Raw genomic sequence first — 15,922 nt, 5'->3', positions numbered from 1 at the left:
CTGTCGCTCAGTTCTTATGAATTCAACGTGTTTGTTTCTTAATTTTTCCTGTGCTGGCGGCAGTTCGCGGCGAGCACAAGACGTTTTTCACAACTACGCTTCGAGCACCGTTTCGCGCACGACCTCTTCGATCGTCGTCAAACCGTCGTACGCCAGGTTCATACCGGCGTCGCGAAGCGTCGTCATTCCAAAGCCGCGAGCGACGTCGCGGATTTCATCGGTCGACGCATTCCGCATGATCATGTCGCGAATGTCGTCGTTCATCAGGAGCAGTTCGTAAAGGCCGATACGACCCTTGTAGCCGGTGTTGTTGCAGTTTTCGCAGCCGACCCCTTTGTAGAACTTGCGGCCCGCCAACTCTTCGGGCTTCATCTGCAGTTCGTACAGCATGTCTTTGCTGGGAGTCGTCTCTTCACGGCACTGGCTGCAGATTCGGCGCACCAGACGCTGCGCCAAAATCGCTTCGACCGTCGCCGTGATCATAAAGGTCGGGATTCCCATGTCCTTCAAACGAGTCACGGTCGAAGGAGCGTCGTTGGTGTGGAGCGTACTGAACACCATGTGCCCGGTCAGCGACGCTTGAATCGCGATTTCGGCGGTCTCGCGATCGCGGATCTCGCCGACCAGGATCGTGTCGGGATCTTGACGCAAAATCGCGCGGAGGCAGTTGGCGAAGGTATTGCCGATGTCGGCGTCGATCGGGATCTGCACGATGCCGTCAATGTCGTATTCGACCGGCTCTTCGGTGGTGATGATCTTGTCGGAGACCTCGTTCATTTCGCTGAGGGCGGAATACAACGTGGTCGTCTTGCCGGAGCCGGTCGGACCGGTCACCAGCACGATGCCGTTGGGGCGTTCCATCACCTTGCGGAACTCTTTGAGCGTCACCGGATGCATGCCGACCTTATCAAGGTCGAGCGACACGACGCTGCGATCCAACAGTCGCATAACGACGCTTTCGCCGAACATCGTCGGCAGCACCGAAACGCGAAGGTCGACCGGGTGACCGCCGACGGTTAATTCGATACGGCCGTCTTGCGGCATCCGGCGTTCGGCGATGTCGAGGTCCGCCATCACCTTGATGCGGGTCGTAATCGCAAACGCCAAGTGGCGCGGCGGCGGAACCATTTCAAAGAGGACGCCGTCCGCTTTGACGCGAATGCGGAATTCCTCTTCAAACGGCTCAAAGTGAATGTCGCTCGCATGGTCCTTGATCGCCATCAGCAGAACCATGTTCAGCAGCTTGCGGACCGGGGCGCTGTCGGCCAGCGCTTCGGCGTCCGTAATATCGATCGGGCCGTCCCCCATCAGGGCCTGGGCCGCTTTCGCCAGACTGGCGTCCGCCTCGAGATCGTGAACCAGGCTCTCGAAGCTTTCGGTGTCTTGCGAGTAATAGCGGTCGAGCGTCTTCTGGATATCGCGTTCGGTGGCGACGACGATCCGAATCGAATAGCCGAGGAACTGCCGCAATTCGTCCTGCGTCGACAAGTTCTGCGGTTCGCATGTCGCGACCGTCAGTTCGTTCATGTCTTCGTCGAACGCGACCGGGATCACCTTGTAGAGCTGCGCCATCGGCTCGGTGACGCGAGCCAACAGGTCGCCAGGGATCGACACGTCGTCGAGACTGATGACCTGCATGCCGAGCTGTTCGGCCAGCGCTTGAACTAGCTGATCATCGGTGATCAGGTTCATGTCTTCGGCGATTTTGCCGATCGGCTGATGCTCGGCTTGTTGCTCCTGCTCTTCCAGCAGCAGCACCAGCTGTTCATCGCTGATGAACCCTAAGTCGACCAGAATCTGTCCCAGGCGTCGAATCGCCATAGATAAGTCCTTGCTGCTACTGCTGTTTAGCTACGTCTTGATGAGGGAAGTAAGTCTTGGCTGCTTTTCACTTGTGCATTTAGTGAGCCGACGATTCGGCCGGCTCTTCGTAATCAAGTCCGCGTCGGGCGTCGGCGATGCGCTTGGCCAGCGACGTCGGATCGTGCGCTTTGCCCAGCGCTTCTTCCTGCGACACCTTCTCCGCTTTCCACAAGTTGTAGAGGGAGTCGTCCATCAGGATCATGCCGTGCTTGGCGCCGGTCTGAATCATCGACGGAATACGGAACACTTTGTTTTCGCGGATCAGGTTCTTGATGCCGGAGGTGCAGTTGAGCAGTTCGTAAGCCGCACAACGACCGCCGCCGATCCGGGGGCAAAGGGTCTGCGACAACACGCCGATCAAACCTTCGCCCAGCTGCGTGCGAATCTGGTCCTGCTGGTTGGTCGGGAACACGTCGATAATACGGTTGATCGTACCGGCGGCGCTGTTGGTATGGAGCGTGCCGAACACCACGTGCCCCGTTTCCGCCGCGGTGATGGCCGCTTCAATCGTTTCCAAGTCGCGCATTTCGCCGACGAGGATCACGTCCGGGTCCTGACGCAACGCACGACGAATCGCTTCGGCGAAGGAGGGGACGTCCACGCCCACTTCACGCTGATTGACCGTCGACTTCTTGTGGTAGTGATAAAATTCGATCGGGTCTTCGATCGTGATGATGTGATGGTCGACCGTCTCGTTGATGTTGTTGATCACGCTGGCGAGCGTCGTACTCTTACCGGAACCGGTCGGCCCCGTCACCAGGAAGAGACCGCGCGGACGCTTGCAAAGCTCGATCACCTTGTCCGGCAAGCCGAGCTGCTCCGGCGTCAACATCGAGTTCGGAATCTGACGCAACACCATCGAGATGTTGCCGCGCTGACGGAAGACCGACACGCGGAAACGGGCCAGGTCGCTGAACGCGAAACCAAAGTCCGCGCTTCCCGATTCCTGCAACTCCCGCTGGCAGCGTTCCGGCGAGATGCTCTTCATCAGCGAAACGGTGTCTTCCGGAGTGAGCGATTTCGTATCGAGCTGTCGCATCCGGCCATGCAAGCGAAACACCGGCGGCTGTCCGACGGTTATATGAATATCGCTCGCGCCTTGCTTCACGGCGGCTTGGAGCAGCTTGTCGATCAGAACCGTTGCCATACGAATCCTTTTACGCGTTCAACAAGAAAACGCATCACTTCCAGTGACGAAAGGGACGCCAAAACGACAGCGAGCGCCGAACGAGAGTTCCGCCTTGGAAGACGCGCCGGTCACTGTTCTGTATTGGTTTTAGGAATGAATCACGTTCGACGTACCATCTATTCGGGGCCATCTACCAGAGGCGTCGCCTCGGAGAGGGATATGTCGTCGTGCGATCCGTTCTGTTCCGTGGATGAGGTATATGGAAAAGGGATAGGAAAGCTGGCGGATCGTTGTCATTTTTACGTCGCGGCCAGCCAACTCAAGGAAATGGCCAGAATTGTGGCGCATTTCGCAAAAACGGTCCGACCCTGCCCGCAGGCGTAATCTACACCCGCTGCGACAACTGAGTAGGATACGCCGAGTTTATTTCTCGACTTGCTTAGCGACGCGGAACACCTCCTCAAGGGTGGTGAGCCCCTTCATGGCTTTGACGATGCCGTCGTCATACAACGTCGCCATCCCCAGCCCAACGGCGGCTCGCCGAATCTCTTGAGTCGACGCTCCCTCGAACGCTAGCTCCCGGATTTTCGCGGACATCGGCATCAATTCAAAGATACCGCGACGTCCCTTATATCCGCTCCGCTGGCAGTTGCCGCAGCCGCGTCCCTTCATGAACGTGGCCGTTGCAGCCTGCTCGGCAGAGATGCCGGCTTGCTCCAAAACCGCGTCGCTGGGGGTAAACGGCGTCTTGCATTTGTCGCAGATAATCCGCACCAAACGCTGTGCAAGCACCCCAATAATTGTACTCGCGACGAGATAGGGGGGAACCCCCATGTCGACCAGACGTGTAATAGAACCGGGCGCATCGTTCGTGTGTAGAGTACTGAAAACCAAGTGTCCAGTTAAAGATGCTTGAATTCCCATCGAAGCCGTCTCACGATCGCGCATTTCACCCACCAGGATGATATTCGGCGCCTGACGCAACATCGCGCGAATGATCCGGGCGAAGTCGAGCCCGATGTCGTGGCGGACCTGCGTCTGATTGATCCCCGGCAAGTAGTACTCGACCGGATCCTCGGCCGTGATGATCTTGCAGTCAGGGCGGTTCAATTCGTTGAGCGCGGCGTAGAGCGTGGTCGTCTTTCCGGAACCGGTCGGTCCGGTAACCAGAATGATGCCGTTCGGCCGTTTGATGAGACTCTGGAACTTCTGGAAGGAGGCTTCCGACAGACCAAGCTGCCGAATCCCCACTTTAATACTATCCTTATCCAGAATACGCATCACGATCGATTGACCATGATTGGTTGGTATCACATTGACACGAAGGTCGATCTCTTTGGTACCAACGTCCGCCTTGATACGACCGTCCTGACAACGGCGGCGTTCGGCGATGTCGATCCCGGCGAGAATCTTAATACGCGAAATAAGCGCGCCCAACATACGCCGGGGGGGGCTATCCCGCTCGACGAGCACGCCGTCGATCCGGTAACGAATCCGGACCCGGTCCTCAAACGGTTCGACGTGAATGTCGGAGGCGCGCAGCTGGACCGCCTCGTTAATCATCAGCTGGACCAGGCGGACCACCGGGGCCGAGTTGTCGTCGACCGCCGAGACCTCGGAATAGGTCTGGGTGTCCTCCTGCATCGTGTCGGTAAAGTCGATCGCCGTATCGGTGAATTCCTGGAGCATCGTATCCGCCGATTCGCCTTCCTGCTGGCCGTAATAGCGGTTGATCGATTCCAGGATGTTTTCGCGGGGGGCGAGGGCAATCTCGACCTTGCGGTTCAAGATAAACCGGAGCTTATCGAACGCCTCCAGGTCGAACGGGTTGCTGACGATCACCCGCAGGGCCCCGTCCTCTTCCGACATCGGCATGATGACGTTTTCGCGGGCGACCGATTCGGGAACCAGTTCGACCGCCGACGGGTTGATCAGGACCGAGTCGAGGTCGATGTATTCGAGGCCGTGCTCCTGGGCGAGCGCCTTCATCACGTCGCTGCCGCTCGCATAACCGAGCGCGACCAGCGCGTCATGGACCTGCATCTTTTTCTTGTCCGCCAGTTGCTCCGCTTCGGCCAGCTGATCGGGGCCGACGATTCCACGTCGAATCAGATTTTCCGCGAAGTCTCCGAGTGTTCCAGCCAAGGCGCAATCCTCCCGAACGCGATAAGTCGCTGCGAGCGCAGTTTTTGACGAAAAGTCAGAATATAAGGAATGGAGCGACGTCAGAATAGCTTTGGACGTCGCGCGCATTATCCCCGAGGACGAGTTCCCTCATCATGTATCATGCTTCGGAAACAGTAGTCGCGTCAACCGATTGGTAAGTCGAAGATGGACCGAAATTTACGGTTCTTTCCGTCCAGCCGGCCAAATCTTCAAAACCACGCTCGGATGATCGTTCCCTGGGGTCTCGTATTCGACCTCTTTCCGGAGCTGAAGATTGTTCAACAGCCCGAAATGCCGGGCTTCGTTCCGTTCTTCGACCCATTTCCCCCCCTTGATGGCCAGCAGCTGATCAAAAGAGGCCCAATGGGGGGCGAGCCATGTCAGCAACTTCTTCAGGGGGGCGACGGCGCGACAAACGATCGCGTTGTAGCGGAAATCTTCGAGCAAATCCTCGGCTCGAGCATGGTAGACCGGGACCGGAAGTCCCAAACGACTGACGATCTCTTCCAGCGCTTTCGCCTTTTTCGTCACCGAATCGCACAAAGAAACCTGAACGTCAGGGCGTAGAATGGCGATGATGACGCCGGGGACGCCGCCGCCGGATCCGAGATCGAGGATCTCATCCCCCGGCTTCAGCTGTCCCGCCAAAGCGAGACTATCGAGCACATCCCGCGCGACGAAGCGGTCGTAGTCGGTATGACGCGTGAGATTCAAACTTTGATTCATTTCCCACACCACCTGCACGTACCTATCGAGCTCAGCGGCGATCGCTTCGTCGAGCGGCGCTCCATGCGCGGTCAGCGCTTCCTGGAGCGTGGCGAATTTCGGGGCCGGCGGGGGAACTTCGTTCAAAGCGATTCTCTTCGTGTAAGCGAGCGAAACCAATCTATTAGATTCGGCCCTAAGGGAGTTGGCGACAAGAGGGGGAACGCCCGGTGAGCGACCGTATTTCCCGTCGAACGCTCCTTTTAGGAAGCTCCGCCGCCCTTTTCGCCGGCTCTGCGCCGCAGCCAATCTCGGCCAAATCGCCCAGCGAGCGGCTCCGGCTCGGCTTTATCGGGGTCGGTAATCAAGGCTTCAGCAACCTGATCCTGTGCCAAGGGGAAGAAGTTGCCGCTCTCTGCGACGTCGACGATCGCTACCTTACTGAGGCGAAATCCCGCTTTCCAAACGCCGCCAACTACCGCGACTTTCGCGAGATGTTCGCTACGGCCGAGCTCGACGGCGTGGTGATCAGTTCGCCCGACCATACGCACGCCCTCGCCAGTCTGTTGGCGATCGAGCATGGCCTGCACGTCTACTGCGAGAAGCCTCTCTCCAACAATTACGCCGATTGCCAAACGATGGCCGCCGCCGCGGCCAAGTCGCAAGTCGTCACGCAGTTCGGCGTTCAGCATCACGCCAAACGAGGCTATCGCCGGTTGCGACAAATCTTGCAGTCCGGCGAACTCGGTAAGATCGCCGCAATCCACGTCTGGTCGACGGCGCCCTTCTGGCCCCAGGGCGTTTCTCGTCCGACCGGCGAATTTCCAATACCGGAGTGGCTTGACTGGGATCTTTGGATCAGCGGATCGCCGATGCGACCGTATGCGCCCGGCTATCATCCGATGCAGTGGCGCGGGCACTGGGATTTCGGCAGCGGCGCGCTGGGAGACAACGGCTGTCATTTGCTCGATCCAATCGTCAGCGGCTTGCCCCTGACCGCGCCGACGGCAATCTCGGTCGAAACTTCGGGGGACGGTTCCAGCGAATCGCCTCCCAGCTGGAGCGTGGTGAAGTACCTGGTCGCTTGCGAAGACGCCGCGCCGATTCCAATCACCTGGTACGACGGCGGACAAAAACCATCCGCCGAAGTGGTCGGCGTCGCACACGTTCCTGACGACGGCATCCTGATCATCGCCGAGCAGGCGAAGGTCTACGCCGGCAAGTTTGGCGGCATGCCCCAGATCGTGCCGGGAACTGCGACCGACGGCTTCCAACTTTCGCCGCTGGCGATGGAAGACCCCAACAATCATCACCAAGAGTGGCTCGCCGCGATTCGCAGCGGCGGAACAACCACGTGCCCTTTCTCTTACGGGGCAAAACTCACGTCGCTATGCCTGCTTGGAAACGTCGCCGTTCGTTTGAACGGCAACGTCACCTGGAACGAGGCGGCAAAGCAGTTCGACGACTCACCGGAAGCCAATGCGCTGCTCACCACCAGTCAACGCGAAGGATGGGAATTCCCCCGCGAGTCGTAGCTCGTACGTCCAACGCAAACCAGCGAAAGCTGACTGCCTGCTAAATCGCGAAAATCACCTCCAACAACAGTGCGCCCCTTCAGGCTGATACCTTCGACGCCGCGCAAGCCGCACCGAGCAAGTTCATCGGCATGGAAATCGAACCGAGCGAAATCGAAGCCTCCCCCAACGGTGGCGAGTTCAACTTTGAACGGAAAAAGCCGGCGAAGAAACGCTAGTCGCGGCCGACTGAGTGTCTCGCAGAAAATCTTCTCCGCGATGCACTACGGCTGGCCGCCGCCGTTTTTCTTGCACTAAGTAACCGAGTAGACCGTCTTTTCAACGCTGATGACGAAGTTCGTCTCTTCCGACTCGTCGCAACGGCCTAGATTCTTCACCACGCGTGCGCAGCGGTATTCTCGCCAGCTGGCGGCAACGCTTTTCGATTGCTGCTGCGCCCGGCGACATCGGCGACGCGAGCCTGCTGACGTTTTCCGCAATCTTCCCGGCCGACAAATAATTAGGGCGCCGCCACGGCGAATGCCTCGCAAACAGGGAACAGCAATAGTATAGTGACCAGCTACACTTTTCGCCGCCCCCAATCGCGAGGGCGCCTGAATCCTGACTTCTAATCTATTTCACAATGGCGTCTTAGCGCGAAGAGGAAGCCTCGTGCGAAACGACGGATAGATTTCATGTCGATTACTACCACCTACTGGCTCATCGGCGATGCGAAGGGGATCGACCTTGGCTACATCGCAGCGGAACTGCCTGAAGTGCTCGGCATGAAGTCGATCACGTGGGTTTTCCGTCGCCCCTTTGATCCGCATGACGATCGCCCCGGCGTCGACGTCGAAGTTCGAAATCTGCTGGTAACGCCGCATTGCCTGCCGCCGCTGTTGTTGCCCAATTCGACGCTGGTGCTCGACGAAGATTCGTCGGCCTTCGGCGAGCAATTGCAAGAAATCCAGCGGACCGAGATTCCGTCGGAAGTGCACGGCGACGTGATCCTCAATCGCTTGTCGGTCGAAATCGGCCAAGGGGAACTGGAGTTTGAAACCGACGACGATGGCGGGATGCAATTTCGAAAATACCGCGTCGGCTTCTGCGTTTGGACCTATTCGACCCCGCCCGATTGCTTCGCGTTTGAAAACTATCTCCTGAACAGCACCGGGCTCCAGGCTCTCAAAGCGAACCTCGAATTGCTGGTTGGTCCGCTCGAATCGTTCTTATTTTTTGGATGAGCGACCGTCGGTTGAGCTGTGAACGGCGGCGCCGTTGCGATCTCCGGCGCCCCGATCTGCGCCTGGCATAGCGGCTACCTCTAAAAAATTCTCTTTTCTCCAACACTCTTGCGGCTGACCGGCGTTTACACTCTCAGGCGTATTCGGGCGTGCGCCCGACAGAAAACCTTAACTGCCTAATTGGCTGAGACTTGTGAACAAAAACATTGCGCCTACCGATCGCAAAGACTCTATCTTGCGCGCCGCCGCCAGCCTGTGCGCCAAGCATGGAATCGCCGAAACCAACCTCCGGCAAATCGCCCAAGGGGCCGGGGTCTCCAACGGGACGCTTCACTACCACTTCCCCAGCAAAGACGAACTGATCGAGACGCTCATCCTGCGAGCGGTCGAACCGCTGGGACGTGCCGCCGCCGAAATCGCCGAAGCGGACGGCGACCCGTTCGCGCAGCTTCAGCAGATCGTCGAACTCTCGTTCGGCCTGTTTGACGACGACTGGGATCTCTACTTCGTGGCGCTGCAGTTAGGTGACCGCGTCCACGTGCAGCTCTCTAGCAAGTTTCCGACCGCCACGAGCGCCATGCAGCGCGTGATCGAGCGGGGGCAACGAATGGGGCTCGTGCGTGAAGAGGATCCGCTGCTGCTGGCGATTCAATGCCACGGCGTGATGATGCGCGTCGCTCGCGCCCAAGCGTTCGGCGAAATCGAGCCGCCGCTGCGCCGCTTTGTCGAAATGGTCGGCGAGTCGATGCGCCGCATGATTGAAGTCCGCAACTAAAACAACATCAGGGGGAATGACCTTATGCTTTCGCGTTCCAGTTACTCCGCCGCTCATCTTTCCAGCCTGATCGTCTTGGCGGTCGTCACGTTTCCTAATTGCCTCGCATTCGCCGAAGAACAGCGATCAGAAAACAAGGTCGCTCAGAACGACAACTGGGAGACGCTCTCGGATGGATCGCTCGGCATGGCGACGCAATACCACGGCGTCGGCGGAGAACCGATCGCCGCCTACCTAAGAAAGCCGCCCGGCGACGGCCCGTTTCCGGTCGTCGTGATGATTCACGGCGGCGGACAGTCTGAAAAAGGAACGCACTCGCTCGGACGAATGCGGGGAGCGCCGACCGCTAACTTCCTGGCGCAAGGCTGGGCCATCTATTCGATCGACTTCCGTCCTCGCGCTGAATTCGCTCCGATTGAATGGGAAGATGCCGGGCTTGCGCTCGAAACGATCAAGAAGCTCCCGTTCATCGACAAAACGCGCGTCGCGATGATCGGCGGCAGCCATGGGGCTCACAATACGATTCGCATCGCTGCTCGCTATGACCTGACCTGTGCGATCGCCTGCGCTCCGCCGGCGATCAATCTGGAGGAAGTCGCCAAGGCGAAAGCGACCGGCTATAAACTGAGCCCGGCGCTGGAGCGAGTGCTCGCTCGCGGCAATCCCACGCCGGGTCCCACCATCTTCTCGGAAGCGGACAAGATCCGTTGTCCGCTACTTCTGGTGAGTGGACAAAACGACTGGAGCTCACCCCCTTCGGTGATTGAAGCCTACGTGAAGGTGCTCAAGCAAGCGGAGAAGGAGGTCGAAACCTTCCTGCCGAAGAACGGACCGCACGGCTTCTACTTTGGGAGCCCGGCGATTCCGGAAACGGACGAAGCGGCCGGCAAGGCGGTTGCTTTCATCGCGAAGCATTTCCAGACGCCAGTTAAAGAGACGACCAGCGTCCCCGCCCCTCGTTCTTCCGGCAGTCGCCCCAACCGACCGACGGCGCCCGACAGCGACCGGATTGCGCGGGTCTTCGCCCGACTCGACGTCAATCAAGACGGAAAGGTCGACAGCCAGGAAGCGGACAATCCGCGAGGGGTGCGTCTCTTGCAAACGTTCGACAAAAATAGGGACGGAGTTGTAACGCGAGCCGAGGCGACGACAATGGAACCAACGGCGAAATGATAAGTCTGCGGCGTTTTTTGGACTTTGGCTTCCTTCCCCCGGCGCACTTGAGACCCTCGATGAAGATGCTACGAACCTTGGTGTTGTGTCTGACTTGTCTGGCGACCAGTTCGCTTGCGTTTGCCCAAGATGACGCCCAAGAGCGTCAGGACGTCGACGCTCGACTCGCAGAACTTCTCAAACGCTTCCCCGATGCCGATGCGAACAAAGATGGCGTTTTGACGCTCGACGAGGCGCGGACCTATCGCGACAAGCGTCGCGCCATGTCGCAGACCACGCGAGCCAAAGTTCCGCCGACGCATGCCGACGTCGCATACGGCGAACATGCCAAGCAACGTTTCGATCTCTGGACTGTCCCGGACGCGAAAGAGCCGACGCCGCTGGTCATCTTCATCCATGGCGGCGGTTTTCGCGGCGGCGACAAGTCCGGCATGAATCCTGACGCGGCGAAAGTCTACCTGAATCAGGGAGTCGCCTTTGCGTCGCTCAACTATCGGTTGTCCGACGCAGGCCCCTATCCGATCATGATGCACGACGCGGCGCGAGCGCTGCAAACGATTCGCCACCGCGCGAAAGAATGGAACATCGATCCGCAGCGCATCGTCTGCTTTGGCGGTTCGGCCGGCGCCGGGATCAGTCTCTGGCTCGCGTTTCATGACGACCTGGCCGACCCCAAGAGCGAAGATCCGATTGCTCGTGAGTCGACCCGCATCTTGGCCGCCGGAACGATGGGGGGACAATCGACCTACGACCTTTTCACCTATCGCGAGTGGTTTGGCGTTCCTGATCTCGTCGCGCATGACGCGCTACCGCAGTTCTACGGCCTGAAGAACGAAGCGGAAGTCGAAACCGACGCGGTCCGCAAGCTGATGAAAGATGCGTCGCCGATTACGCACTTGTCAAACGACGACAAGGCGAGCGTCTATATGACCTACTCGCAAGGAAACGTGCCGGTCACGGTCGACACGCCGCAAAACGTCTGGGTGCATCATGTGTTGCTTGGCTTGAAGCTGAAAGAAGCGATGGACAAGCAAGAGCTCGAGTGCATCGTGACGGCGCCCGGCGTTACGGCCGGCAAAGATCCGTATGGATCGATGACGGCGTTTCTGATCAAGAAGGCGAAGGGAGAATAGCCGCGATTCTCGCAGGCCTCCTCCGCTCAATTCCCCCATTTTCGTCCGGAAATCTGGCTAGGAATTGACGCAGCGCACGGAAGAGATGACACTACCTACAGGGACTCGCTTTCGGTCCCTGTCCGCCAAGGCGTAGTCATACGGCTCCCCCAACCGTGTTCCCTTGGTTTTTTTATGCGCAAGATTCGCCCCGAAAAACTCGCGGCGCTACTTTTCCGATCAAGCGCAGCATGCCCCCGCCTGAAGACAGAGGAAACCTCATGCATCGATTCCCTGCCCCTTCGACCACCAACAATCGCCGCCGACTGGCGTTCGCCTTCGCCGCTTGCGCGGCGCTGGTCGCTCAGCTTTGGGTCGCCGTGCAACTGCATGCCGAAGAGCCGAAACGCCCGAACGTCCTCTTCATCCTGACCGATGATCAGCGTTACGACGCGCTCAGCTGCATGGGACATCCCCACCTGAAGACGCCGCATGTCGATCGTCTTGCCAGCGAAGGGCTCCTTTTCAAGAATCACTTCTGCACCACTTCGCTCTGCTCGCCGAGTCGCGCGTCGATCCTCAGCGGTCTCTACGCGCATGCTCACGGCGTGGTCAACAACTTTACCGATTACCCCTCCAACTTCGTCAGCTTCCCGATGCGTCTGCATGACGCCGGTTACGAAACCGCCTACATCGGCAAGTGGCACATGGGGGAAGAGAACGACGAACCTCGTCCCGGCTTCGACTACTTCGTCACCCACAAGGGACAAGGGAAGTACTTCGACACCGAGTTCAACTTCAACGGCCAGGGTCGCAAAGTGGTCGACGGTTATTACACGACCGTCGTCACCGACATGGCTGAAGATTGGCTCAGCAAACGTGACGGCGACAAACCGTGGCTGCTGATGGTCGGGCACAAGGCGCCCCACAGCTTTTACTTGCCGGAGAAGAAGTACGAACATACGTTCGACCAGGTCGACGTGAAGTATCCGGAAACCGCGTTCCATCTCGAAGATAAACCGGCCTGGTTCAAGAAGCGGCTCAATACCTGGCACGGCATCTACGGTCCGCTGTTCGATTGGCGGAAGAAGTTCCCCGACGACAGCCCGGAAGCGGTCGCCGACTTCGCCCGGATGGTTCGCGCCTACTGGGGAACGATTCTCTCGGTCGACGATAGCGTCGGTCGCTTGTACGACTACCTCGAAAAGACCGGCCAGCTCGACAACACGCTGATCGTCTTCACGTCGGACAACGGTCTGCTCGAAGGAGAGCATGGCATGGTCGACAAACGAACCGGCCACGAACCGTCGATCCGCATTCCGCTGGTCGTTCGCTACCCCGGCCTGACGCCGACCGACAAACCGCGGGTGATCGAAAACATCTCGGCCACCATCGACTTCGCTCCGTCGATCCTCGACGTCTGCGGCGCCAAACCGCTGGAGAACATTCACGGCAAAAGCTGGAAGAAGCTCGCCCAAGGAGACGACTCCGGCTGGCGCGACAGCTTCTACTACGAATACAACTACGAAAAGCAGTTCCCCTACACTCCCAACGTCCGGGCACTGCGAACCGACCAGTACAAGTACATCCGCTACCCGCACGGCGACGGCTCGCCTGACAAACATATGGCCGAACTGTACGACCTGAAAGCCGATCCGGCGGAAGATCACAACCTGATCAACGATCCCGCCTACGCCGACACGGTCAAACAACTGCGAGCCGAACTCGACCGCCTGATCGCGGTGCACGGCAACGGCAATCCGGATCAAATGCCGCTCGACGAAGGGATTCAATCGGGACTGCCGGAAGAGTCGATTCGGTAGATCAGGCCTTGGCCTGGCGCCTTTCCTTTGAAGCTCGAAACGCAAGCGATCAGTCAAGGAAGCGAAACCGCCGCATGAAGCCCGAGACTCCCTGGAAAGATCCCGGCGATCAAATTCGTCTCGCCAAAAGCGTCAACCAATTTGGGTTTCGGCTGTTCGATCAGATCGGCCAGGCGAGTTGCGACAACTTGCTGCTTTCCCCAAGCGGAATCGCAACAGCGATTGCCATGACGATGTCAGGCGCCGCCGCAGAAACCTTGTCGGAATTGACCAACTCGCTCGGCTTTCCGTTTTCCGACGAGCGAGTTCAGACGGCGTTCGTCGATCTCGCGGCGAATGCGCGTCCTGGAGGAGTCGAGTTTCGCTCGGCCAATCGAATCTGGGGACAGCAGTCGTATCACTTTCTGCCCGAATTTCTGCGTACCACGCGTGAGTCTTTTGGGGCCGAACTTGGCGAGGTTGATTTTCAGCAAGATCCCGAAGCGGCTCGCCAGCAGATCAACGCTTGGGTGGCGGCGCAAACGGCGGATTGCATCCCCGAACTCATCCCGCCGCAGACCCTGAACCCGATGTCGCGGCTGGTCCTGACCAACGCGATCTATTTTCTGGGGGCCTGGGAATATCCATTCTCGGCCGCCGCAACCAGCGAAGAAGATTTCTTCGCTTCGCCAGAGAGAGCGATCCGCGTTCCGATGATGCGGAAGAGCCGCTCTTTCTCCTATGGAGAAAACGAATCGCTGCAACTCTTAAACCTCCCCTACCAGCGTTACAGTCGAGAGACGATCGAGCGGATGAACCACGGAGAGAAGGTATCGAACGAGTGGGGCGATATCTCGATGCTGATCTTTCTGCCGCGACCGCAATACGACGTCATCTCAATCGTACGACAGCTCGCCTTGGAAGGAGCAAAGAGTCTGCCGCAACTTCGGCATCGAGAAGTAGACGTCTTCTTGCCCCGTTTTCAGATCGATTCAAGTCTGTCGCTCGGAGCAACCCTCCAGCGACTTGGGGTCAAGAAGGCGTTTACCCTGGATGCGGACTTCTCGCGGATGTCGGACGATCCCGAAGGGCTATTGATTTCCGACGTCCTTCACCAGGCTTTTATCAAAGTCGATGAAGAAGGAACAGAAGCGGCGGCCGCGACTGCGGTGATGCACATTGGCGGAGCGGCGTATGAAAAACAAGTCCCGGTCGAGTTTCGCGCCGATCGTCCCTTCCTGTTCGCAATTCAGGACAACTGGACGCAGTCCATTCACTTTCTTGGGCGATACATGGGTTAGTCGGCAACGATTTTTTTCCAGCGCTACTTCTCCTCCACCTCCAACTCCCGCACATCCCCGCAAGACTCGCACGCCGGCAACAGCGAATGCCGCGTGGCGTGGCACTTCGGGCACTCTTCAAACACCTTCGTCGCACAGCAGGGGCAGGTGTACGGCTCGTTCGACGCTTCCGTTTCGCTCGCCGATACGGCGAGTCGCGCGATGCTTTTACGGTTCCAGAACAGAAATCGCATCGGGCCGCGGCGGATTGGGTATTCGCAGACGGGGCAGAGGAACGCCTGGTATCGTTCCTGGTATTGCTTGAGCAGCCAGTTGATTTGCGGCTTCGCCAAACTCCGAATCAGATACCACAAGACCGTCGCGACGATTACCAGCCCGGTTCCGACCAGCGGATAAATCAACAGGTCGACCGGAAAGTAACTGTGCAGCGTGACGAGCGCCTTCAGCAGCACCGCCGCTCCAAAGGCCTGGGCGAACGGCGCCCACGTTTTGCCCCGCCCCTTCATCAGCGCCCAGCCGGCCAGCAGCATCAACGGAATGAGCAAGCCAATTTGCCCCAACGCCAGCCAGAACTGATGGCGTCGGTAGAGGCGAGTCCACTCCTGATTCGCCGCCGTTTGTTTCGTCTGAATCTCCTCTTTCACCGCCCGGACTTCCCCTTGCAGGCGAATCCGCTGCTGCGCGTTTTCGGTCAGCTTCGCTTGCAGTTCCAACGAAGCGTTCTGCGAGCGGAGGAACAGCCGCTGCGAATCTTCGAGCGCTGTCTGCTCTTCCTCCGACAGTTCCCTTCCCTTGTCGACCGCCTGTTCGCGGAACTTTTGCAGCTGCGTCCAGGTGACCTGCGCCGTTTGAGCCGAACGCTCCACTTGAGAGGCGCGACTTTGCGTATCGGCGTTTTGCTGGTCAAGCTCGGTCAGCTCGCGCTGCAGCGACGATTGCTTTTCCCGGAGCGACTCGCCTATATACTGGCGTTCGACCACTTCTCGAGGCGTTCCCTGAATCTGCCAGATGTCGTCGGTCAGAAAGCCGAGCGTCCAATAGATCAGCAGAAATAGCAGGAACGTGCAAAAGCGAATCGCAAATCGATGCCACCATGGGCCCCGATTCTTCGAAACCCCATCCAGCGTTTTGGACATCT

At 58.6% G+C, this 15,922-nt stretch carries 12 protein-coding genes; 7 read left to right on the top strand and 5 right to left on the bottom strand.

Annotated features, from left to right (window positions below; translation table 11 throughout):
* Positions 1 to 93: 93 nt before the first annotated feature.
* The 4 genes from LOC68_RS05875 to rsmG all read right to left on the bottom strand — a co-directional run bounded on the left by LOC68_RS05875 (position 94) and on the right by rsmG (position 6,010).
* Positions 94 to 1,821, bottom strand: a complete 1,728-nt coding sequence (locus tag LOC68_RS05875; protein WP_230216712.1) for a GspE/PulE family protein — start codon at positions 1,819 to 1,821, stop codon at positions 94 to 96.
* Between the two features lie 79 nt (positions 1,822 to 1,900).
* A complete protein-coding gene (locus tag LOC68_RS05870; protein WP_230216710.1) occupies positions 1,901 to 3,010 on the bottom strand; it encodes a type IV pilus twitching motility protein PilT in 1,110 nt (369 codons plus the stop codon).
* A 405-nt stretch (positions 3,011 to 3,415) separates the two neighbouring features.
* Positions 3,416 to 5,137: a GspE/PulE family protein gene (locus tag LOC68_RS05865; RefSeq protein WP_230216708.1), complete on the bottom strand. Its 1,722-nt coding sequence runs from the start codon at positions 5,135 to 5,137 to the stop codon at positions 3,416 to 3,418.
* A gap of 198 nt (positions 5,138 to 5,335) precedes the next feature.
* Positions 5,336 to 6,010, bottom strand: a complete 675-nt coding sequence (gene rsmG, locus LOC68_RS05860) for a 16S rRNA (guanine(527)-N(7))-methyltransferase RsmG (RefSeq protein WP_230216706.1) — start codon at positions 6,008 to 6,010, stop codon at positions 5,336 to 5,338.
* 83 nt (positions 6,011 to 6,093) lie between these two features.
* Here rsmG and LOC68_RS28485 point away from each other — a divergent pair, with 83 nt between their 5' ends.
* From LOC68_RS28485 to LOC68_RS05825, 7 genes are all read left to right on the top strand, one after another.
* Positions 6,094 to 7,398: a Gfo/Idh/MocA family protein gene (locus tag LOC68_RS28485; RefSeq protein WP_230216704.1), complete on the top strand. Its 1,305-nt coding sequence runs from the start codon at positions 6,094 to 6,096 to the stop codon at positions 7,396 to 7,398.
* Positions 7,399 to 8,072: 674 nt separating this feature from the next.
* A complete protein-coding gene (locus tag LOC68_RS05850; protein ID WP_230216702.1) occupies positions 8,073 to 8,621 on the top strand; it encodes a hypothetical protein in 549 nt (182 codons plus the stop codon).
* Positions 8,622 to 8,814: 193 nt separating this feature from the next.
* Positions 8,815 to 9,396, top strand: coding sequence for a TetR/AcrR family transcriptional regulator (locus LOC68_RS05845; RefSeq protein ID WP_230216700.1), 582 nt, complete (start codon positions 8,815 to 8,817; stop codon positions 9,394 to 9,396).
* Positions 9,397 to 9,420: 24 nt separating this feature from the next.
* Positions 9,421 to 10,569 (top strand): alpha/beta hydrolase, encoded by a 1,149-nt coding sequence (locus LOC68_RS05840; protein ID WP_230216698.1) that lies wholly within the window; start codon positions 9,421 to 9,423, stop codon positions 10,567 to 10,569.
* 59 nt (positions 10,570 to 10,628) lie between these two features.
* Positions 10,629 to 11,702, top strand: a complete 1,074-nt coding sequence (locus LOC68_RS05835) for an alpha/beta hydrolase (protein ID WP_230216696.1) — start codon at positions 10,629 to 10,631, stop codon at positions 11,700 to 11,702.
* Between the two features lie 260 nt (positions 11,703 to 11,962).
* On the top strand, positions 11,963 to 13,504 hold the full coding sequence (locus tag LOC68_RS05830) for a sulfatase family protein (protein ID WP_230216694.1): 1,542 nt from the start codon (positions 11,963 to 11,965) through the stop codon (positions 13,502 to 13,504).
* 74 nt (positions 13,505 to 13,578) lie between these two features.
* A complete protein-coding gene (locus tag LOC68_RS05825; protein ID WP_230216692.1) occupies positions 13,579 to 14,784 on the top strand; it encodes a serpin family protein in 1,206 nt (401 codons plus the stop codon).
* Between the two features lie 23 nt (positions 14,785 to 14,807).
* Here LOC68_RS05825 and LOC68_RS05820 read toward each other — a convergent pair whose 3' ends face one another.
* Complete coding sequence (locus LOC68_RS05820; protein WP_230216690.1) at positions 14,808 to 15,920, bottom strand: hypothetical protein; 1,113 nt, start codon at positions 15,918 to 15,920, stop codon at positions 14,808 to 14,810.
* Positions 15,921 to 15,922 lie beyond the last annotated feature (2 nt).

Origin of the sequence: Blastopirellula sediminis (assembly GCF_020966755.1) — a bacterium.
Lineage (GTDB): Bacteria > Planctomycetota > Planctomycetia > Pirellulales > Pirellulaceae > Blastopirellula > Blastopirellula sediminis.
The sequence above is the reverse complement of the archived record's forward strand: the minus strand, read 5'-3'. Positions and strand labels throughout refer to the sequence as shown.